At 70.3% G+C, this 21,152-nt stretch carries 19 protein-coding genes; 8 read left to right on the top strand and 11 right to left on the bottom strand.

The window, feature by feature from the left end:
- Positions 1-6: 6 nt before the first annotated feature.
- From MOX01_RS17415 to MOX01_RS17400, 4 genes are read right to left on the bottom strand one after another with little or no spacing between them, the layout of a single operon-like run.
- The gene (locus MOX01_RS17415) at positions 7-789 is read right to left on the bottom strand and encodes an ABC transporter ATP-binding protein (protein ID WP_061018640.1); all 783 of its coding nucleotides are present in this window, start codon (positions 787-789) and stop codon (positions 7-9) included.
- Positions 786-1,931 (bottom strand): FecCD family ABC transporter permease, encoded by a 1,146-nt coding sequence (locus MOX01_RS17410; protein ID WP_197077665.1) that lies wholly within the window; start codon positions 1,929-1,931, stop codon positions 786-788. The genes MOX01_RS17415 and MOX01_RS17410 overlap by 4 nt, the downstream gene beginning before the upstream one ends.
- Complete coding sequence (locus MOX01_RS17405) at positions 1,928-3,718, bottom strand: prolyl oligopeptidase family serine peptidase (RefSeq protein WP_141370780.1); 1,791 nt, start codon at positions 3,716-3,718, stop codon at positions 1,928-1,930. Before MOX01_RS17405 ends, MOX01_RS17410 begins: the two co-directional genes overlap by 4 nt.
- Positions 3,715-4,917: a hypothetical protein gene (locus MOX01_RS17400; RefSeq protein WP_141370778.1), complete on the bottom strand. Its 1,203-nt coding sequence runs from the start codon at positions 4,915-4,917 to the stop codon at positions 3,715-3,717. Before MOX01_RS17400 ends, MOX01_RS17405 begins: the two co-directional genes overlap by 4 nt.
- A gap of 110 nt (positions 4,918-5,027) precedes the next feature.
- On the opposite strand from MOX01_RS17400, the gene amiA reads away from it, so the two are divergent.
- From amiA to MOX01_RS17370, 7 genes are all read left to right on the top strand, one after another.
- The gene (amiA, locus tag MOX01_RS19525) at positions 5,028-5,126 is read left to right on the top strand and encodes a streptamidine family RiPP (RefSeq protein ID WP_017831216.1); all 99 of its coding nucleotides are present in this window, start codon (positions 5,028-5,030) and stop codon (positions 5,124-5,126) included.
- Between the two features lie 85 nt (positions 5,127-5,211).
- Positions 5,212-6,021 carry a hypothetical protein gene (locus MOX01_RS17395; RefSeq protein WP_141370776.1) on the top strand — a complete coding sequence of 270 codons (810 nt, stop codon included), beginning with the start codon at positions 5,212-5,214 and terminating at the stop codon, positions 6,019-6,021.
- The gene (locus MOX01_RS17390) at positions 6,018-7,007 is read left to right on the top strand and encodes a CocE/NonD family hydrolase (protein WP_141370774.1); all 990 of its coding nucleotides are present in this window, start codon (positions 6,018-6,020) and stop codon (positions 7,005-7,007) included. Before MOX01_RS17395 ends, MOX01_RS17390 begins: the two co-directional genes overlap by 4 nt.
- Complete coding sequence (locus MOX01_RS17385) at positions 7,004-8,407, top strand: YcaO-like family protein (protein ID WP_141370772.1); 1,404 nt, start codon at positions 7,004-7,006, stop codon at positions 8,405-8,407. The genes MOX01_RS17390 and MOX01_RS17385 overlap by 4 nt, the downstream gene beginning before the upstream one ends.
- 38 nt (positions 8,408-8,445) lie before the next feature.
- Positions 8,446-9,450 (top strand): hypothetical protein, encoded by a 1,005-nt coding sequence (locus MOX01_RS17380; RefSeq protein ID WP_141370770.1) that lies wholly within the window; start codon positions 8,446-8,448, stop codon positions 9,448-9,450.
- Entirely contained in the window at positions 9,447-11,090 is a 1,644-nt protein-coding gene (locus MOX01_RS17375; RefSeq protein WP_170224307.1) for an ATP-binding cassette domain-containing protein, read from the top strand. The genes MOX01_RS17380 and MOX01_RS17375 overlap by 4 nt, the downstream gene beginning before the upstream one ends.
- Positions 11,087-12,781 (top strand): ATP-binding cassette domain-containing protein, encoded by a 1,695-nt coding sequence (locus MOX01_RS17370; RefSeq protein ID WP_141370768.1) that lies wholly within the window; start codon positions 11,087-11,089, stop codon positions 12,779-12,781. Before MOX01_RS17375 ends, MOX01_RS17370 begins: the two co-directional genes overlap by 4 nt.
- Here MOX01_RS17370 and MOX01_RS17365 read toward each other — a convergent pair.
- Positions 12,759-15,293, bottom strand: a complete 2,535-nt coding sequence (locus MOX01_RS17365) for a DEAD/DEAH box helicase (RefSeq protein WP_141370766.1) — start codon at positions 15,291-15,293, stop codon at positions 12,759-12,761. The genes MOX01_RS17370 and MOX01_RS17365 overlap by 23 nt on opposite strands.
- A 170-nt stretch (positions 15,294-15,463) precedes the next feature.
- Between MOX01_RS17365 and putP the strand changes: the two genes are divergently transcribed.
- Complete coding sequence (gene putP / locus MOX01_RS17360) at positions 15,464-16,975, top strand: sodium/proline symporter PutP (RefSeq protein WP_058632028.1); 1,512 nt, start codon at positions 15,464-15,466, stop codon at positions 16,973-16,975.
- Here the strand turns inward: putP and deoD are convergent.
- The 6 genes from deoD to MOX01_RS17330 form a co-directional block, all read right to left on the bottom strand.
- A complete protein-coding gene (gene deoD / locus MOX01_RS17355) occupies positions 16,972-17,682 on the bottom strand; it encodes a purine-nucleoside phosphorylase (RefSeq protein WP_061018067.1) in 711 nt (236 codons plus the stop codon). The two genes, putP and deoD, sit on opposite strands and share 4 nt — an antisense overlap.
- Before the next feature lie 19 nt (positions 17,683-17,701).
- Positions 17,702-18,220 carry a roadblock/LC7 domain-containing protein gene (locus MOX01_RS17350; RefSeq protein ID WP_058632026.1) on the bottom strand — a complete coding sequence of 173 codons (519 nt, stop codon included), beginning with the start codon at positions 18,218-18,220 and terminating at the stop codon, positions 17,702-17,704.
- Entirely contained in the window at positions 18,217-18,840 is a 624-nt protein-coding gene (locus MOX01_RS17345) for a hypothetical protein (protein WP_141370764.1), read from the bottom strand. The genes MOX01_RS17350 and MOX01_RS17345 overlap by 4 nt, the downstream gene beginning before the upstream one ends.
- Positions 18,837-19,208: a roadblock/LC7 domain-containing protein gene (locus MOX01_RS17340; protein ID WP_141370762.1), complete on the bottom strand. Its 372-nt coding sequence runs from the start codon at positions 19,206-19,208 to the stop codon at positions 18,837-18,839. The genes MOX01_RS17345 and MOX01_RS17340 overlap by 4 nt, the downstream gene beginning before the upstream one ends.
- 153 nt (positions 19,209-19,361) lie before the next feature.
- Positions 19,362-20,021: a DNA alkylation repair protein gene (locus MOX01_RS17335; protein WP_141370759.1), complete on the bottom strand. Its 660-nt coding sequence runs from the start codon at positions 20,019-20,021 to the stop codon at positions 19,362-19,364.
- Between the two features lie 84 nt (positions 20,022-20,105).
- On the bottom strand, positions 20,106-21,143 hold the full coding sequence (locus tag MOX01_RS17330; protein WP_141370757.1) for an FUSC family protein: 1,038 nt from the start codon (positions 21,141-21,143) through the stop codon (positions 20,106-20,108).
- Between the last annotated feature and the right edge of the window lie 9 nt (positions 21,144-21,152).

Here is a 21,152-nt window from a genome sequence, read left to right as displayed (position 1 = left end):
CTTCTCCTAGGTGAGGGGTCGGTGTTGTCTGGGGTGGAAGGTCATCGCGCGTGCTCCCGTGTCGACCTCGACGGCGATGCGGGCGGTCACATGGAAGACCTCGTCGACGAGCGTGGGGGTGAGCACGGTGTCCGGAGCGCCGAAGGCGACGATCCTGCCCTCGTCGATCACCGCGACGTCATCGCAGAACGCGGCGGCGATGTTGAGATCGTGGAGGGCGGCGATCACGGTCGTGCCGAGTCCGCTCACCACACGCATGAGATCGAGCTGGTGCGCGATGTCGAGGTGGTTCGTCGGTTCATCCAGCACGAGGATCTCGCCGCTCTGCGCGAGGGCTCTGGCGAGCATCACCCGCTGGCGCTGACCGCCCGAGAGTCGACGCACCAGCCGGTCGCCGAGATCGTGCACGTCCGCGGTGCGCAGGGCCTGGTCGACGATGCGCTGATCCTCCGGGGTGTCCCGGCTGAACGGCGGACGGTGGGGTGAGCGGCCGACCAGCACCGTCTCGCGCACGGTCAGATCGAACTCGGACGGGGCGTCCTGGAGCATGACGGACACGGTGCGCGCGAGCGTACGCGGCGGCAGCTGCGAGACGTCGACCCCGTCGATCAGGACACGCCCCCGCTGCGGACGCTGACCCGTGAACAGGGTGCGCAGCAGGGTGGATTTGCCGCTGCCGTTCGGGCCGAGGAGCCCCACGATGCGGCCTGTGCCGACCTCGAGGTCGACCCCGTGCAGCACCGTGCGGCCACCGCGGGCGACACTCACGCCGTCGAAGTGCACGCTCATCGGTCGAACCCCGCCCGATCGCCTCCGCTGCGCATCAACCACAGGAAGAACGGAGCCCCGACGAAGGCGGTGAGGATGCCGAGCGGGATCTCGGTGGGCATCGCGACCGTCCGTGCGAGCAGGTCGGCGACCATCAGGAACAGTGCACCGCCGAGGATCGTGATGGGCAGCATCCGCCGATGGTCGGAGCCCACGAGGAGTCGGGCCATGTGCGGCACGACGAGCCCGACGAATCCGATGCCGCCGCTCACGGCGACGATCGCTCCGGTCAGCAGCGAGGCGAGCACGAGCAGCACGCCGCGCACCCGGGTCGTGCGCACTCCGACGGCCATCGCCGACTCGTCGCCCGCGAGCAGCGCGTTCATGGAGCGGGAGAGTCCGAACACCGCGATGCAGGCGATCGCGAGCGCGACCGCAGGGATCAAGAGCGTCGACATGTCGGCGGCCGACACGCTCCCGAGCAGGAAGAACATCACGCTCACGACGTTCTGGGCGTCGGTGGTGAGGGTGAGGTAGCTGGTCACCGCGCTCAGCAGGGCGCCCAGCGCGACCCCGGCGAGGATCATCCTGGTCGGGGACAGCTCTCCGCGGATGCGTGCGAGCATGGCCACCAGGAGGCAGGCGACCATAGCCCCCACGAACGCCGCACCGCTCATCGACAGACCGAGGAAGGTGGCACCGCCCGAGACGATCACCAGCACGGCGCCGACGCTCGCGCCCGAGGAGACGCCGAGGATGTAAGGCTCGGCGAGGGGATTGCGCACGACGGCCTGCATCATCGCTCCGGCGAGAGCCAGTCCCGCTCCCGAGAGTGCGGCCAGGAGCGACCGGGGCACCCGGAACTGCCACACGGCCTGGTCCTGCAGCGGGGTGAGCGTTCCGTCCGTCATCCAGGGCATGCCGGGGATCAGGTGGCCGATCACGATCTTGGCGGCATCGAGGGGGGAGACGGCGACGGGGCCGGTGGCTGCGGAGACCACGAGGACGAGAACGGCGAGCACGGCGATCGTCGTCACGGTCGGGCCTACCGGGAGCACCCGTCGACTTCCCCTGCGGGGCAGAGTGCGCTGTTCGCTCGGCTGCCGTCGGAAGGGCAGGCGTCTGGCGCGTCGTTCGGTGAGAACGGCCGTCGAATCGCTCATCGGGTGCCTCCGGTCGTGCTGCCTGACGCGATGCGCTTCGTGGCCGTGACCGTGACCGATGCTGCGAAGTCGAGCACTGCGAGGCCGAGGTCGTGCAGGGCGACGGACTCGTTCGCGCCGTGGCCTGCCCCCGCTGCCGTCCATGAGCGGGCCGAGCCGCCCGTTCGACGCAGCGACTCGACCATCCGATGCGTGTCGCGTGCGAGGACCCTGCTGTCTTCGCCGAGCACCACTCCCAGGTAGGAGGGGACCGGCGCACCGACCGGAAGCGACTCGGCGCGTGCGAGCGGAGACAGCGCGCCGAGCCGGGCACGGGACGCGGGTGTGCCGTCGTCGCCGAACTCTGCACGCCAGCTCGACCCGAGCGGATGATCCTCGAGGGCGAGCAGGTCGAGCGGGGCCGCTGTGGTCACGAACCCCGCGCACAGCTCCGGATGTTCGAGCGCGCACGCGGCGGCGACGACCCCGCCCAGCGAGGCCCCGGCGAGGACGAGCAGATCCGGGCGGGTGACACCGGCCGCGATGAGACCGCGGGCGACGTCGGCGAGGTCGGCGACCGTGCGGCGCTTGCGCTCGCCGTATCCTGCCTGGCGCCAGGCCTCACCGCGCTCGCCTCCGCCACGGAGCTGTGCGGAGGCGTAGGCACCTCCGAACCCGACCCATGCGGGCACGGTCGGTTCGAACACGGGCAGGTGCGGCACGCCGAAGCCGCCGTAGCAGGTGAGGATCAGCGGCAGCGGGCCCGTCGTCCCCGCGCCCGGGATCCCCTCCGCGGCACTCGGCGACGTCACGTGAACCGTGAGGGTCGCGCCGTCGCCGGCCGGGATGTCGTGGCGCACGGTGGTCGCGCGGGAGGAGGAGGGCGGCAGGATCGTGGTGCCGAGCTGTGCGCGCTCGACGATGCGGGGTGGCGTGAGGGGGCCTTCGACGCCCAGACGCAGTACGCCGTCGTCGACGCCGATCATCGTCGTGGTGAGCACATCGGCGTCGGAGGAGGCAGGTTCTGTGCGGCCGACCTCGATGCCGTCGTCGAGGTCGATGAGCACGCTCCGCCCTTCCGTGACGGCGAGCACCACCACCCGGTCGTCCTGCACCGCGACGTCGACGATCCGTACATCGGGGTCGTGCCAGTGCCAGGGCGCGCGGTCATCTGCCGCATCGGCTGCGGCGTCGATCAGCACGGCATCCAGACCCCGGTCATGCCATACGAGCACCCCGGTGCCGAGTCGCCAGGCGCGGAACAGCGCGGACCACCGTCCCAGCGGCGTCCCCGTCGCCCGGTCGGTCAGAGTGGTTCCCGCACCGGCGGAGCTGAGGGCGCGCAGGCCGCTCTCTCCTCCGGGGAACAGTCGCAGCCGGCCCTCGCTCGGCAGGGGAGCCACCTCTGTCTCGCCCGTCTCCACGTCGAGGGTCACGAGCCGGCGGTCGCGGCTGGCGACCACGTCGAGGCTCCGCGAATCGGCCGCCCAGAGCACGGTGTCGTACCGGAGACGGATGTCGGGGTGGAGGCGCAGCGTGCCGGCGGCGACATCGACGAGGCCGAAGACGGCATTCTCGTCGGCGGTGGGTGCCCATTCCACCGCGATGCGGCTGCGGTCGGGGGAGGGGAAGATGCGATGGAGGTGGCCGTCCGGCTCGATCACGGTCGAGCCGTCGAGGCGATGGATGCCGCGGCGGCTGCGGTCGGCGGCCCGCCCCAGGGCGAAGCCGCCGACCGGGAGCCCCGGCCGACCGTGGCGTTCGGCGCGCGCGAGGGCATCGTCGAGCACGGCCCGATGCGCGCTCATCGGCCCACCAGGTCGTCGACGCGGTCGCCATCGGACGCCCAGAGCAGATGCCCGCCCTCGTCGAGCGGGGTGGGGAGCTCGACCGTCGAGATCTCGGTTCCGTCGAGGAGGAGGATCGTGCCGTCGCCACCGCTGGTGACCGCGATCGTGCCGCCGACGGGGTCGATCGCGATGGACCGGCGCTGCGCGGGGCGACCGTCGACGCCGTCCCACGGCAGCCGTCCGGCGCGAGGGGGATGCGTCATCGCCGGGATCGGCACGACCCGGGAGACACGTGCCTCCTCGCGATCGATCACGAGCACCGCGTCTCCGTCGGGGTGGATGACCGAGACGGCTGCAACACCCGCAGCCAGCGCGAATCGGAACGCGAGCCCCGGCGGCAGCGGCACGGCGCGGGAGGTTCCGGATGCGAGGTCGATCTCGACGAAGGTGTTCGTCCATTCCGGCCACGATCCCGGCGAGGCCGGACCCCCGCGCACGATCCCCGTCACCCGCCCGGTGTCACCGGCGAGACGCAGGTAGTACGCCCGTCCGTCGACGGGCCAGGGGACGATGCCGATGGCCCGGGGCGCACCGCCGTCGACGACGAAGCGCTCGAGGCCGCGGCTCGTCGCGATGCCGAGGATGCCGGAGGCGGGGTCGATCACGTCGCCGTGGCCGTCTGCGGCGAGGTCGGTGAGAAGGCCTCCGCGGAGTACCGGCGCGTGGGGGCCGACCGCGAGCGCCGCGGCGAGGGGGATCGTTTCGACGGCTCCCGGTTCGCGGTGACGGAGCACGATCGTCGGTTCGCCCGAGGCCTGGTCGGGAGCCACGGCGACCCCGGGTTCGCCGACACGGGCGCGGAACCGCGTGGACGAGTCGGTCGCGAGATCCACGACGGTCACCAGGTCGCTCCAGGCTTCGTCGTTCATGCCCAGGCCGGAGGTGACGACCACGTGACGACCGGACGGGTCGCAGGCGAGGTGCTCGGCGGGGATGGCGATCGGGATGCGTCGTACGGCGTCGCCGCCGACGACCAGAGCGCCGCCGCGGTCGTCGGCGAACGCCCAGCGGTCGTTCGCGCCGGAGGGCAGGCGGAGGAATCCGGCGTGCTCGGCGAGCCAGCTGTCGGCCACCGCGACACGCCGGGAGTCGCCATGAATCTCGAAGACGGTCCCGGCCCGGTGATCAGCGGCGAGGAGGGGGAGGGAGGAAGGCATGTTCGCCAGACTAGTAGATATTGAGAATCATTATCAATTAGGGTCGATCTCGTCCCACCGTGGACCCGCCCCGCACACCGCGGGTCGGAAACTCACTGAAGGAGAACGAAATGGAAAAGCAGATCCTCGCCGAGATCGAAGAGTCCGAGCAGCTGGCGCACCTGTCGGCATCGCACTCCAATGCACTGGTCGAGAACCCCTTCGACTGATCGCGGATCCTTCCGCCGCGCTTTCGAGCGCACTCCAGTCCGGCCGGGCGTTCGCGCCCGGCCGGGCCCTTCACCGAGAGACTCCATGACTTCCGAATCCCGCATCCTGCCGCTCCCCGACTCGGGAGCCCATCTCGTCCTCGGCGCAGACGGTCGCCCCCGGATCCGCCTGCGCACCGGACGGTTCGCCCTGATCGACGCACCACCCGCCGAGCTGTTCGACGCCCTCGAGACTCCGGACGGTGGTTCGGACGGTGCGGCCTCCGCGCTCCTCGACCGCCTGATGCTCGAGGTGCAGGAGCGCGAGTCGGTGGACGCGCTCCGCCGCTGGCCGGACGAGCGCCGCGACGTCTGCGTGCTGGGAGCAGGCGCGTTGGTCGACGGGCTCGAACGCGTCCTCCAGTCCTGGGGTGCGCGGGTCACCGTCCTCGATCCGGAGTCCGCACTGCCCGATGACACCTCCCTCGTCGTCGCCTACGCCGACGACGCGCTCGACCGCCGTCGGTGGTCCGACCTCGACATGCTTCCCCTGCAGGGTGTCGCCTGGCTGCGTGTGCACCGCGAGGGCGAGAGCATCCTGATCGATCCGCTCGCGCTCGACGAGCACGACCCGACCTCGGCCCAGGTATCAGCGCGACGGCTGGCCGCGAGCAGCGCGCCGGCTTCGACCGAGGCATGGCAGAAGTCCGGGCCTGCCCCGGCCACGCCCGTCGACGACGCGACCGCGGTGCTCGTGCTCGCCCGGCTGCTGCAGGTGATCCTCACCTGGGCGCGAGCCGACGCCGACCTCGACCACCTGCGCACGACCCTGTGGAAGCTGGTGCCGTCGACCGGAGCGGTCACCGAGCACACGGTGCTCCCCTTCCCCGCGGCACCGCCGAGGCTGCTCCGATGACCCCGCCGCGCGATGCCCGTCCTCATATCGTCGTCGCCGATGACGGCGCCCTGCTGCGCGGATGGGCCTGGTCGCCCGCAGAGACGCGAGGCGTGGTGGTCATCCGCACTCCCTACGGGGCCTGGCGCCACGCCGACACCGCGCGGGCGTGGGTGAGGCGCGGCTACCGCTGCGTGATCCACGACGTGCGCGGCCGACACTCGTCCGACGGCGAATGGCACCCCTACCTCTCCGAGCGTGCAGACGGCCGCGCGGTGGTCGATGCTGTCAGGGCCGAGAGCCCCGGGCTGCCGCTCGTGCTCTCCGGCGGGTCGTATGCCGCCCACACCGCGCTCGAGGCGGCGAGGTCGGTCGACGTCGATGCACTCGTGCTCCTCGTTCCGGCTCTCGGGCTCGCCGAGACCGCGTGGGACGAGAACGGGCGACCACACCTGCGAGACCGGATCGGGTGGTGGCACCAGCACGGTCGTGGGGCGCGTTCCCTTCCCCCGCTGAACGATGAGGAGCTCGAGGCCAGGGTGGCGCGGGCATCCGAGGTCGGCGTGCACCGGGCCGCTGCGGAATGGGGGTGGTCGCGGGAGGTGCTCTCCGGCTGGCGTCGCCTGTGGTCAGCGCCCGCCGTCGATCTGCACCGTGCATACGGCGACCTCCGCGTACCCCTGCTGCTCATCCGCGGCGACCACGACTTCTTCTTCACGGATGCGGGCCGGCTCGCCGATGCCTGGCGTGGGCCGCTGCACCTGGTCGACGGGCCCTGGGGCCACCGGCTCGCCGCCGACATCGACGATGACGACGTCCGCTCCCGACTGCGCAGGGCGGGCGGCATCGGCGGGGTGCTGGACACCTGGCTCACCGAGACCGGTCTGCCATCGGCGGGAACAGCGTCGGGATCCGAGCCCGCAGGCGTCGATCGGCATCCGACCCGCCGCACCAGATCGGCCTTCGAGCCCGAGACCGGTCGCTGGCGCTACGAGAGGACAGCATGAACGCGCACGACACCCCGAATCACCGCACCGCTCGAGCGACTCTGCCTGCCGAGGCGCTCGTCGACGCGGAGGCCGGCATCATCCGCTCCGTGCGCGAGGTTCCGCATCCGATCGGCGCTCCGCACCGGTATCTGGCTCTCACCGCATCGGTGGCCGATGCCCGCCTGCTCGGCGAATGGCCCGCTGATCGGGTCTCGCTCGGCACCTCGTTCGGAGACCCCGCACAGGCGCGCATCGCGGCCATCGGTGAAGGCGTGGAGCGGTACTGCGGCAACTGGCTGCCCGACGTGCTGCCGCCGCACGACCTCCGCGTCGCCTCAGCGGAAGAACTGCGCGCCGGCGGGGAGACCGTCATCGACGATGCGGATCTTCCGCGCTTCGCCGATTGGCAGCTCTCCCGTCCGGGCTTCCCCTATCAGCGGCTGGAGGCGTCCACGCCGACGCTGTGGGCGCGCTGCGACGATCTCGACGGGGGCTCGGTGTGGATGCCGGATTCCCTCGTGCACCTGAACTGGCGGCAATCCCGCTTCCGCTCCCTGCCCCGCACGCATCATCTCAACTACGCCGGCATCGCCACGGGGGCGGGTTTCGACGATGCGCGCGACCGCGGGGTGATCGAGGTGGTCGAGCGGGATGCGCTCGAGGTGTGGTGGCACCTCGACGGGCCGACGTTCGGCATCGACCCTGCGACGGTCCCGGGCCTCCTCGACGATCTGGAGGGGAGCAGCCTGCGTGTGTGGCTGGTCGCCATGCCGTCGGAGTTCGCCCCGGCGATCGGTGCTCTCGTGCACGATCCGGAGCGCGGCCTCTATGCCGCGGGGTTCTCGGCCGCACTCGATCCTGCACGCGCCGCACGGAAGGCCGTGCTGGAAGCCGTGCACACCTGGATCTACACGCAGGGCTGCACGACGGCGGACGGATGGGTGTTCCGCGCCGTCGCCGAGGGATTGATGGCCAAGGGACTCACCCTCGAGTTCCGTGCGGACGCCGACTACACGACCGCGGCCGGAGTCCAGTTCGAGAAGGTGATCGACCTCGGCGCACACGTGCAGGTCTGGCTGGACCCGACCGTGCACGGAGAGGCGCGCCGGTTCCAGGATCCGGTGCAGGGAGTACTCCCGTTGAGCGCAGTGGAACCGGTGACGATGGACGAGGTCCATGCGCGCCTGGCTGATCGCGGCCACCGCGTGCTCACGCGCGACCTCACGACCTCCGACGTGCGGCGCACCGACCTGCGCGTGGTGCGCTCGATCGTGACGGGGCTGGTCCCCAACGCACCGGCCGCGTTCTCGTACCTCGGCATGCCCCGGTTCCGAGAGGCGGCGCAGGAGCGCGGCTGGCGGACGACCTGGAGCGGCGGACCGGAGGACTTCACGCTCCTCCCGGCCCCGCACATGTGAGGCCGACCATGGCGCAGAGCTTGCGGGAAGAGCATGGCGTGTCCGCACCGCTCGACCAGGTGCACTCGACGCGGGTGCCGTCCGGCCCGTTGCCGCCCGGCCCGAGGGGGAACGCCTGGGGACGGACCGGAGCCGTGGCGGACGAACCTCCTGTCGGTGTGCGCGAGCTCGTCGACGGACTGTGGCACCCCGGGGAGTTCCATCGGGTGGAGGACGGCACGGCCACGAGCATCCGCCGTCGCCCGGTGCCCTCAGCCGGGGCGTGCTACCCGGTGCAGACGCACCTCGTCGACGCGGTCGGTGTGCGCTGGGCGGTCGACCACGACGGAGGCTTGTTCCTGCGGCGTGATCCGCGTTCCGATCGTGTGGACGGATGGCCGTCGACCACCGCGGGGGACGGCATCGCGCGGGTGGTGTTCACGGTCCAGCCGGGTCGATCCTTCGGCCGCTACCGGCATCGGGCCTGGCCGCTCTGGATCGCCGACACCGCCTACGCGGTCGCCGCGGTGCGCTTCCTGCTGGGTGCGCGGGCGGGGCGCGGGCAGTTCGGGCCGTCGTCCCGGCTGCGCGGACTGCTCGGCGTGCCCCGCGCTTCCGACGTCGACAGCTGGCTGCGGCGGGGGCTCGTCCCCGAGATCCCGCTCGCCGCGGTCGAGCTCCCGCACACCCCGGTGCCGATCGACGCGGCACGTCGTGCTCTCGGCTCCAGGCGCTCGCCGTCCACGTCCGAGTTCCTCGTCCGGACCTCCGCGCGAGATCGCCTGTCCCCGCGCGGGGAGATCGATCGCGTCGCGCGCGCCTCCGGACAAGCCTGGGTGCGGGGTGCGAGCGCCGTCCGTTCCTGGTCCGTGCCGACCACGGCTCCGGCACCGGTCATCGGCACCGCGCTCTGGAACGCCCACCTCACCGCGGCCGGTCTCTGCTACCGCGCGGCCCTCGACGGAGGCTGTGGCGCTCGCCCGGTGTCCGGCTTCTCCTCGACCGGAGGGCGGTGGATCCTCCATGCGATCGCCTTCCTCGACTCTCCCGGAGGCTCACGATGATGATCGTCCCCGAGCTGTGGCGCGAAGCGCGACGGCACCCCTGGCTGCTGGCCTGGAGCACCCTCCTCCTTCTCCTCGTATACGCGACGCACCTGCTGCAGGCGCTGGCTCTCGCGTGGTCGCTCGCTGCTCTCGTGCGCGGTGAGGGGCAGGGCGCGGTCGTCGGCATCGGGGTGATCCTCGTGATCGGAGTGACGCGGATGCTGCTCACCATCGTGCAGGGCGATGCCGCCGCGCGTCTCGGCGGGAGGGTGAGGGAAGACCTTCGGGGCGCGGCCGTCTCCGCGGTCCTCGTGCCGGAGCGACTGCATGATGCCGGTCTCAGGGACGGCTCGACGCAGCTCGCGCTCGGCGACGGGATCGACGGCACGGACGCCTATGTGTCGAAGTACATCCCCGCCGTGGTGCAGCTCGTCGTCGGCAGCCTGATCGCCGTGTGCCTCGTGGCGGTGCTGTCCCCGCTGATCGCGCTGTGCGTCGCGGCGGGGATCCTGCTCGCGGTGCTCGGCCCGCTGCTGTGGAAGCGCATGCTCGCCCGTCGAGGCTTCGAGCACTGGGACAGCTACGAGGCTCTCAGCGGCGACCTTCTCGAGTCCCTTCGCGGAATGTCGACGTTGCGCGCACTGGGAGACGTCCCCGCTACACGGGCACGCCTGCACACGAGATCGGAGGCGCTGCGCCTGGCCACCGAACGCGTGATGCGCACGTCGCTCGCGGAGACGGCCATCACAGACCTCGCCGTGCAGGCTGGCGTGGTGGTCGCCGCGGGGCTCGCGGTCGTCGCGGTCCTGACCGGTGAGCCGCCGGCCGTCGAGGTCTACGCGCTGCTGCTGCTCTCCTCCGAGGCGTTCCGTCCGGTGCGTGAGCTCTCCCGACACTGGCACGCGGGTTTCCTCGGTCTGACTGCTGTTCCCGGGCTCGCGACCCTGGGGGCGTTCCGTCGCTCGCCCGCTCCCGTGCCGGTGCAGGCGGACGCCGATGCGCACGCTCGTCCCGCAGGTCAGGTGCTCCGCATCTCCGGCCTCTCGTACCGCTACCCCGGTGCCGATCGTGACGTCCTCCGCGGTGTCGATCTCCTCGCCGAGCGCGGAGAGGTCCACGCGATCGCCGGGCCTTCGGGCGCAGGCAAGTCCACGCTCTTCGACCTCGTCCTCGGATTCCTGCCCGCGGCAGCGGGAACGGTCGAGTTCGACGGGCGTCCGCTCCAGCCGAGCGATGTGGCGGTCGTCTCGCAGCGGCCCGTCCTCTTCGCCGGCACCATCCGGGAGAACATCGATCTGTTCGGTGCGGATCGGGAGGACGTCGAACGCGCCTGTGCCGCGGCGGGTGTGCTCGACGAGATCAGGGCCATCCCCGGCGGCTTCGAGGCGATGGTGGCGGAGGCCGGGACGAGTCTGTCGGGAGGACAGCGCCAACGCCTCGCCCTCGCCAGAGCGCTGCTGGCCGGTCGTCCCGTGCTGCTCGTCGACGAGCCGACCAGCGCCCTCGACGACCGCAGCGCCCTGACCGTCGCCGAGACGCTCGAACGCGTCGCCGAAGAGAGGATCGTGCTCATGATCAGCCACCGCCCCGAGGCGCTCGCCCGCGTGGCCGACGTGCGGGTGCTCCGTGACGGGGTGCTCGTGGAGGAGGCTCCGTGACCTCGTCATGGGCCATCCTCGCCCGGCTCCTTCCGCCGCTGCGACCGGAACGGCGTCGCATCATCGGCAGCTACCTGATCGCCACCACGAGTCTGTGCGCCCTCGCCGCCATCGGGGTGCTCACCGCACTCGGCGTCGGCGGCGCCGTCGTTCACGGCACCTGGCCTCCGGCTGTCTCGTGGGTGGCGCTCGGTGCCCTCGTGCTGCTGCGCACCTTCCTCACCTGGCGGGAGATGGACGTGTCGCACGCCCTCGCGTACCGGGTGCTGGCGCGGCTGCGGATGGCTCTCTTCGACGCCTACTCCCGGAGCGTTCCTGGGCGGCGCCGGGAGCATTCGGGCCGCGCGGCCTCCGTGGCGATGACCGACATCGAGAAGCTGGAGTTCTTCTACGCGCATACGGTGGCGCAGATCGGAGCCGCGCTCACCCTGTTCCTGGGAGCCGTGGTCTGCGCGTTCGTCGTGATGCCCGTGGCGGCGCTCGTGATGCTCGGCGGAGCGGCAGCCGTCGCGCTCACCGCCTGGGCGGGAGCAGGTCCGGCGCGCCGGGTGGGGGCGCGCGAGCAGCAGGAACGGGAGGATCAGTCGGAACGGCTGGTCGATGCTCTCGGCGCCGTGCGGGAGGTTCTCGCCTACGGCCTGCAGGGTCGCGTCGTGCGCGAGGCGGTCGCCGGCACCCGGAGGTCGGCGGCGCTCAGCCGTCGGAGGGAGGCCATCGCCCATCTCGTCGACGGCACGCGCGAGCTGATCCTCACCGCCGTGGTGATCGGCGTGATCGCGGCGTCCCTCATCCTCGGCGGCACGGCGGGCGGCACGGTGGGCGGCGCTCAGGCCGCGCTGCTTCCCGCGGTGATCGCTCTCGCGGTCGCCGGGGTGGCGGCGGTGGCAGAGGCTGCCCACACGGTGTCGGAGCTGCACCCGCTGATCGCGAGCGCCGACCGTGTGGGGGCGGGTCTGCACCGTCCTCCGGTCGTGGTGCCGGTCGAGCGCCCGATCGCACTGACCGATGGCCCCGTCGGAGTGCGCTTCGAAAAGGTGTCGTTCTCCTACGACGACAGGACCGACGTGCTCGGAGGGTGGTCGATGGACGTCGATCCGGGGGAGCACGTCGGTCTTGCCGGGCCGTCCGGAGCGGGCAAGAGCACGGTCATCGCGCTCGCCGCCCGCCTGTGGGACCCCTCAGCCGGCACCGTCGCGCTCGTCGACGCGGCAGGCGTCGCCTATCCGCTCGGCCGCATCCGCGACGACGAGCTGCGCCGTGTCGTGGCAGTGGTGGAGCAGGACGCCCGTCTCTTCCACGGCACGGTCCGAGAGAACCTGGTGCGCGGAGCGGACCCCCGCACCGACGAGCAGCTGCTCGAAGCCCTCACAGCGGTGGGGGCCGATGACTGGATCACCCTCGATGATGAGCTCGGTGAGCACGGTGCCCGGCTGTCGGGAGGTCAGCGCGCCCGGCTGGCCTTGGCACGGGCACTGTGTCGTGCGCCGCGGGTGCTCATCGTCGACGAGATCACCGCGAGCCTGGACGCCGAGTCCGAGCGCATCATCTCCGACGTGCTCGCACGGTTCGACGGGACCGTGATCGCCGCCTCGCACCGACGCGAGACGCTGGGGAGGTTCGGCAGGGTCGTCGGTGTGGAGCGGGTGGGGGCAGTGGTCGGGCCTGCGCCTACAGCCGGTCCACTCCGGTGACGGTGACGACGGCCTCGCCCGCCTCGTCGGAGTCGGCGAGATCGATCGTCGCGGAGATGCCCCAGTCGTGGTCGCCTGCCGGGTCGTCGAAGATCTGCCGCGCGGTCCACACCGCCGGCCCCTCGGTGAGGATCAGCAGCTTCGAGCTGCGTGCATCCGCTCCGGTGAGGATGTCGTCGTGGTCGGCGAAGTATCCGTCGAGCGCGTCCGACCACGCGTCGGCGCCGAACCCCGGATCGAGCTCGGCCAGCGCGTTCACGTCTTCCCTCGCGGCGAGCTGCACCCGGCGGAACAGTTCGTTGCGCACCAGGATGCGGAAGGCGCGGATGTTGCTCGTCAGGCGCTTGGGTGCGGGAGGGACGATCGGCTCGTCCGGTCGATGCGGATCGAAACGGCCGTTGTCCACCCCGGCGATCAGCTCCTCCCATTCGTCGAGCAGGCTGGAGTCGACCTGACGGACGAGTTCTCCGAGCCACTCGATGAGGTCGCGGAGGTCTTCGTCCTTGAGTTCCTCCGGGATGGTCTGCGAGGCCGCACGGTAGGCGTCGGAGAGGTAGCGCAGCACGACGCCCTCGGAGCGCGCGATCTTGTAGTAGGCGACATATTCCCCGAACGACATGGCCCGCTCGTACATGTCGCGCACGACCGACTTCGGGTGCAGCTCGAAGTCGCGGATCCAGGGCTGAGCGGCGCTGAACGTCTCGAAGGCCGCGGTCAGCAGCTCGTCGAGCGGCTTCGGGTACGTGATCTGCTCGAGCAGCTCCATGCGCTCGTCGTACTCGATGCCCTCCGACTTCATGACGGCGACCGCCTCGCCGCGTGCCAGGAACTCCTGCTGGCTCAGCACGGCGCGGGGATCATCGAGTGTCGACTCCACGATCGAGATCATGTCGAGCGCGTAGGAGCCCGTACCCGTGCCGGCGGCGGGATCGGGGTCGAGCAGTTCGAAGGCCGCGAGGGCGAACGGCGACAGCGGCTGGTTGAGTGCGAAGTTCGGCTGCAGGTCGACGGTGAGGCGGATGTCGCCATCCGGCGTCTTCTCCACGATGCCCGATCCGCGCAGGGTGCGGTAGATGCCGATGGCCCTGAGTGCGAGCTCGCGCTGACGCTTCCGCGGTTCGTGGTTGTCGTATACCAGCGCGCGCATATTGGCGAACACGTCGCCGCCGCGGGCGATCACGTTGAGCATCATGGCGCTCGTGATCTGCATGTGGGAGGTCAGGGTCTCCGGCACGGCGTCGATGAGCTTGCGGAACGAGGGCTCGCCCCACGACACGAAGCCGTCGGGTGCCTTCTTGCGCACGATCTTGCGCTTCTTCTTCGGGTCGTCGCCGGCCTTCTTCACCGCCGCGACGTTCTCGCTCTCGTGCTCGGGAGCCTGGGCCACCACCGTGCCGGCGGTGTCGTATCCCGCACGACCAGCGCGGCCGGCGATCTGATGGAACTCGCGGGCGTTCAACTGCCGCATCCGCGTACCGTCGAACTTCGTGAGGGCGGTGAGCAGCACCGTGCGGATCGGCACATTGATCCCGACGCCGAGAGTGTCGGTGCCGCAGATCACGCGCAGCAGACCGCGCTGCGCCAGCTGTTCGACGAGGCGCCGGTACTTCGGCAGCATGCCCGCGTGGTGCACGCCGATGCCCGCACGCAGGAACCGCGAGAGCGTCTTCCCGAACGCGGTCGTGAACCGGAACTCGGCGATCAGGGCGGCGATCTCGTCGCGCTGCTCGCGGGTGGCCACCTTGGTGCTCGACAGTGCCTGGGCGCGTTCCATCGCTGCGGCCTGCGAGAAGTGCACGACGTAGATCGGCGCCTGCCCGGTGTTCAGCAGGTCGTCGATCGTCTCGTGGATCGGAGTCGTCTCGTAGAAGAAGTGCAGGGGGACGGGGCGCTCCACTCCCGTCACGGTGGCCGTCTCGCGGCCGGTGCGCCGCGTGAGGTCGGCGGCGAGCTCGGTCACATCGCCGAGTGTCGCCGACATCAGGATGAACTGCGCCTGCGGCAGCTCGAGCAACGGCACCTGCCACGCCCATCCGCGGTCGGGGTCGGCGTAGAAGTGGAACTCGTCCATCACGACCTGCCCGACGTCGGCGTCGGTGCCCTGGCGCAGCGAGAGGTTCGCGAGGATCTCCGCCGTGCAGCAGATGATGGGGGCGTCGGCGTTCACCGAGGAGTCGCCCGTGACCATGCCCACGTTCTCGGCGCCGAACACGTCGACCAGGGAGAAGAACTTCTCGCTCACGAGCGCCTTGATCGGTGCCGTGTAGTAGCTGCGACGGCCGGCCACGAGCGCGCTGAAGTGCGCGCCGATCGCCACCAGTGACTTCCCGGTGCCGGTCGGCGTCGACAGGATCAGGTTGTTGCCGGACACGATCTCGATGACCGCCTCGTCCTGCGCGGGATACAGACTGATGCCCGTCGATTCCGCCCATTCGACGAACGCCAGGTAGACGGCGTCCGGATCCGCGGCGTCCGGAACGAGGGCGGGGTCGAGCCGCGGAGGGGTAGTCATGATCCCTCGATCATCCCATCCGCCGATGAGTGCCTGATGCGGCGCGAGGTCAGATCTTGCCGACCGCGCCGAAGTCACGCCGCGCCGAGGCGCCTCGGGATGCGCGAGGCCGCGCTTGACATCATCGAACGACGACAACCGGAGGCTGCACCGCCCAGGGGGGGACGACGATGCCCGACCAGATCTTCACTTTCGCCGCACTCGCGCTGTACTTCGCCGCGATGCTGCTCATCGGCTGGATCGCCTTCCGGCGAACCGGCGATCACGAGGACTACATGCTCGGCGGGCGCAATCTCCCGCCGTGGGTGGCCGCCCTCAGCGCGGGAGCCTCCGACATGTCCGGCTGGCTGGTGATGGGACTCCCCGGCGCCATCTACGTCTCGGGACTCATCGAGGCCTGGATCGCGATCGGCCTCACGATCGGCGCCTACCTGAACTGGCTGCTCGTCGCCCCGAGGCTTCGGGCGTACACGCAGGTCTCCCGGAACTCGATCACGGTGCCGAGCTTCTTCGAGAACCGGCTGCGTGACACGACGCGACTCCTGCGGGTGGTCTCCGGAATCGTCATCCTCGTGTTCTTCACGCTGTACATCTCCTCGGGCATGGTAGCCGGCGGAGTCTTCTTCGAGAGCTCGTTCGACGGCGACTACCTGACCGGCATGCTCCTGGTCACGGGCGTCACCCTCGCGTACACGCTCTTCGGAGGGTTCCTCGGCGCATCGCTGACCGACGTGGTGCAGGGTCTCATGATGGTGGTCGCCCTCGTGGTGATCCCGGTCGCGGCGATCGTGGCGATCGGAGGGCTGGCAGAGACGGGGGAGCTGATCAACGAGGTCGCGCCCGACCATCTGTCCCTGCTCTCGGGCACTGCGCTCACCGGCGGCACGATCCTCGCCATCGTCTCGTCGCTCGCCTGGGGACTCGGGTACTTCGGGCAGCCGCACATCATCGTCAGGTTCATGGCACTGCGCTCGCCGCAGGAGGCGAAGAGCGCTCGACGCATCGGCATCTCCTGGATGATCGTCTCCCTCGGCGGCGCGGTGCTGTCGGGCCTGGTCGGCATCGCCTACATCGCCAAGACGGGCGTCGACCTCGCCAACCCCGAGACCGTGGTGCTGCTGATGTCGCAGACGCTGCTGCATCCGTTCGTCGCTGGCCTCGTGCTCGCCGCGGTACTCGCCGCGATCATGAGCACGATTTCCAGTCAGCTCATCGTCTGCTCCTCGGCGCTCGTCGAGGACCTGTACGGGGTGTTCCGCCGGACGCCGCCCTCGCAGAAGACGCTCATGCTGATGGGGCGGCTCGGGGTGCTCGGCGTCGCGATCGTCGCAGCGGTCCTGGCGATCACCCCGAACGACACGATCCTCGGCCTCGTCTCGTTCGCCTGGGCCGGATTCGGCGCCGCGTTCGGGCCGGTCATCCTGCTCAGCCTCTACTGGCGTCGACTCACCAACTGGGGTGCGCTGGCGGGGATGTTCGTCGGAGCCGCGACGGTGTTCATCTGGAAGGCGCTCGACACCGGGCTCTACGAGCTTCTTCCCGCGTTCGTGTTCGCGATGCTCGCGGCGGTCGTCGTGAGCCTGCTCACATACCGGCACGACGAGGAGATCCAGCAGGAGTTCACCGACACCGGCGCGATGGTGGCGCTGCCGCGTCCGCACGCGGTCGGCGACACCCCCTAGCGGGTCGCGGCGCGCAGCGCGATGCGGATCATGTCGCCGAAGGTCTGCTCGCGCTCCTGCGCGGTGGTCTCCTCGCCCGTGATGATGTGGTCGCTGACGGTGCAGATGGCGAGGGCGCGCCGACCGTGGTACGCCGCGAGCGTGTAGAGCCCGGCGGCCTCCATCTCGACACCGAGGATGCCGTGCTGCACGAACGGCTCCGTGAGTTCGGGGCGCGTGCTGTAGAACTGGTCGCTCGAGAACAGCTGCCCCACGTGCACCGTCGACTCGAGCGGTTCGGCCTCACTCGCCTCGACAGCGGCACGCAGCAGCGAGAAGTCGGCCACGGGTGCGTAGTCGAGTCCGTGGAAGCGCACGCGGTTGATGCCGGAGTCGGTGCTGGCGCCGTTCGCGATGATGATGTCGCGGATCTTCACCCGCTCGGTCAGGGCGCCGCACGAACCGACTCGCACGATCGTCTGCACGTCGTAGGAGTCGAACAACTCGTTCGCATAGATAGCCATCGACGGCTGGCCCATGCCCGAGCCCTGCACCGAGACGCGGTGCCCCTCCCAGGTGCCGGTGAAACCCAGCATCCCGCGCGTCTCGGAGTACAGCTCTGCATCGTCGAGGAACGTCTCGGCGATCCACTTCGCCCGCAGCGGGTCGCCGGGGAACAAGACGATGGGGGCGATCTGACCGGGCTCTGCGGCGATGTGCGTGCTCATGGCCTCAGCGTAGCCAGCCTCACCCCGGTGCGCCGGCGAGCCCCAGTGCGGTGATGAGCTCGTATGCAGCCGAACGGGCCTGCACGATCACGGTCCCGACCTGCACGCCCTTCGCCGAGACCGAGAGGAGCAGCTGGCCGTAGGGGGCGAGGATGAAGCTGAGCAGCGACAGCTGACTCTGCCCGATCGACACCGAGACGACGGCGGAGAGGCTCGGCTCCGTTCCGCGCGAGATGATCTCGGCCTCGGCCCTGGCGACGGCGAACAGCGAACCGTTCATGGCAGCCAGGCGGTCTCCGGTCTCGGCGAGGGTGCCGACGGAGGCGATGTGCAGGCCGTCGGCGGTCGAGAGGACGGCTGTGGTCAGTTCGGGGAATCGCTCCTCGAGATGACGCAGCCGGGTGAGCGCGGCCTGGCTCACGACGCCCGACCAGAGCGCCCAGTTCGCCGCGAGATCCGGATGCATGAGCACGCCGTCCTGCGTCGGCCCCGACTCGCCGGTCGACGCGGGGTCGTCCGCTCGGATGGGGACGTTCATGACTCTCCTCCCGGGAGGTCGAGGGCCGCGCACGCCACCCGCATGACGCTCTCGCGGTCGCGCGCGTCGGCGGCGAGCACGCGAGTGAGGGGTATCCGATACCTTTCGAGGCTCGCACCGAGCGTCCGGCGTACCTCGTCGAGGGCTTCGGCGGCCACATGCGTGACCGCGATCACCGTCCGCTCGTGGTCGCCGGTGAGACGCGCGAGCCACTCGTCGGCGTCCACAGAGATGCTCCCGCGGTCTGCACGCAGCCACAGCAGCATGCGGGTGTCGGAGGCGGAGACGCTCTGCCGGGCATGGGCGAAGCGGTCCTGGCCGGGAACGCCGATGAGCGCGACCGAGATCTCGTCCGTGGGCTTCCACGTGCCGTAGTCGAGCCCCACCGTGGTCGTCGTCTTGTCCGTATCGCCGTACTCCGCTGAGCCGGCCGAGATCGGGACATCGGTATCCACGGTGACGACATCGCTCAACGCGCGGACCGCCGTGGTCTTCCCGGCACCGACCGGCCCGGCGAAGACGAGGCGGAACCTCGTCGGCAGATTCCGACGTCGTCGGCGCACGCGTGTGGCCGCCGGTTCTGCGGCGGTGTCGACGGTCGAGGCTTCGGAGCCGGTCAAGCGTTCAGCGCCACCACGTGGCGGTTCACGGCGGACCGGAGCAGGGCGATGTTCGTCGCCTGGCGGTCGGCGGCGAGGTAGATGAACGTGTCGTCGTCGATCATCTTGAGCAGGTGCAGCTGCGTGTCGAGCGTCAGCAGCATGTCCTCGAGTGCGGCCTCGAGGCGGAGCGCTTCGATCGTCTTCCGCTTGCTCTTCACCATCTCGCTGTTGTACGCGCTGGCGACATCGAGGTCGAAGTCCGGCCGGACCGAGTTCGAGGCGAGCGGCAGACCCGATTCGACGTCCACCACGGAGGCTCCGATGAACCCGTTGATGTCGTTCGCGATGTCGGTGATGAGTGCGTTCAGTTGATCTTGCGTGGCCATGATGAGGCATCCCCAGTTCCGTCGTCGCGCAGGTGACCGCACCGTGCGGCCACCCCCAGTGCGCAGACGAACGGATAAAGTGTATAACGTTACCGACTGTGCTGCGCGACGGCGGTCGGACACGCCTGGCGAGGAGTGATCGCCCGGGGAGGCTCAGTCCTCGCGGCGGCGCACGATCTCATCGATCCAGAGCGGGGCGAACGGTGAGGTGCAGCCGGGCGCGGTCGGGTAGTCGGCGAGCACCTGCAGGCGCTCGCCGATCTCCCGCGCTCTGGCGCGATGCTCGGGGTGGAAGATCCCGATGTTGGCGAGGGTCTCGTTCATGGACCATTGCAGGCGTGACGGCGCCGTCGCCAGATCCCGCTCGATCAGATCGAGCAGCTGCGAAAGGTCCAACCCCTCCGCGTCCTTCATCACGCGCACGGTCGTGAGCGACCACGCGGCGGCGGCCACTGTCGGGTCGGGGTCGTCGAACCAGCGCAGTCGCAGCTCCTCGGCGAGTGGAGTCTTCTTGGCGACGTAGTTGACGAACCAGTCGTTGACCTTGGGGGCGCGGGTCTCGCGCAGCATGGCGTCGAGCTGGTCGGCGCCGAAATCCCTGGGGCGACAGATCAGGAGGGCGAGCAGCCGCGCAGGTGTCTCGCCCGTGGCCCACAGATCTTCGGCGAGGTGCTGATCCGTCTTGATGCGCTTCGCCAGGGCGCGCAGTCGGCTGAGGTTGATGCCGTGGTCGTCCCCGCGCTTCTCGTTGGCTGCGCGCACCTTCGGGTCATCCAGCGCGGCCAGTTCCCCGAGCGCTTCGACGGTGTTCATCTTCCCAGCGTAGGCCGGTTCGAATCGCGCGGATGGTTCGATTCCGGCGCCGGATACCACCCCGTTGCGCGATTCGAAGACCGCTCAGTCCTCGTCGACCAGCTCGCCGCGGATGCGACGGAGGTCTTCCATGAGCGACCCGATCAGGATCCAGTGCTGTGATGACGGCGGACGGATCACCAGGGGAGCGGTGAGGGCGGGGATCGTCGACGTCATGTCGTCCGGCTCCGGAAGCGCCTCCGCGATCTGCACGGCGAGACGCACGTCGTGGCCGGCTCGCCGCAGCTGCTCGGCGATCGCCGTGACCGCCGGCTCCTCGCCGATCGTGTCGTCGTAGTGGTCGAAGTACGCGCGGGTCATGCCGATGGTCTGCGTGACGATGGGGGAGAGCCGGTCGAGCAGTGCCCGCAGCTCGCGCAGGTCGGCGCGGTGGGTCGAGCGCCGCGGGTTCAGGGTGAGCGACTCCTCTCCCGCGGCGATCGCGGCTTCCGCCGCCTCCTTCATCGGACGCAGCAGTCGCACCTCCAGCATCAGCTCCTGCAGTCTCGCGGGCGTCTGCGGTTCGGGCAGCGCGTCGGCCAGGCGGTCGAGGCTCGCGGCGAGCTCGCGGCCCAGCAGGCCCACATCCCGGCGGGCGGGTGCGACCAGCACCGGTGGCACGATGAGTGCGTTCACGACGATGCCGATCACCACGCCGATCAGCGTCTCCACGATGCGGGCGAATGCGTACTCCGGGCTGGAGGACCCCAGAGCCAGCACCAGCATCGCGGAGATCGCGACCTGGTTCCCTGTGCCTGGAGACGCGCGGAAGATCCAGGCCACCAGCATGGCGACGACGATCGCGAGCAGCACGATCCAGCTCGGCGACCCCAGCAGCAGACCCAGCGCCACGGCGATCACGACACCCGCGATCACCCCGATGCTGCGCTCGAGCGCCTTCGACAGCGACTGGTTCACGCTGGGCTGCACGACCAGGAGGGCGGCGATCGCGGCGAAGACGGGCAGTTGCGCCGGGAAAACCCATCCGGCGATGAGCCAGGCGGCGATGGTCGCGGCTGCCGACTTCACGACCTGCAGCAGCGGAGAGCGCTGTGAGGCACGGATCGCGGCGGGGATGCGCATGACCTCAAC

Source organism: Microbacterium oxydans (assembly GCF_006540085.1).
Taxonomy (GTDB): domain Bacteria; phylum Actinomycetota; class Actinomycetes; order Actinomycetales; family Microbacteriaceae; genus Microbacterium; species Microbacterium oxydans.
The sequence above is the reverse complement of the archived record's forward strand: the minus strand, read 5'-3'. Positions and strand labels throughout refer to the sequence as shown.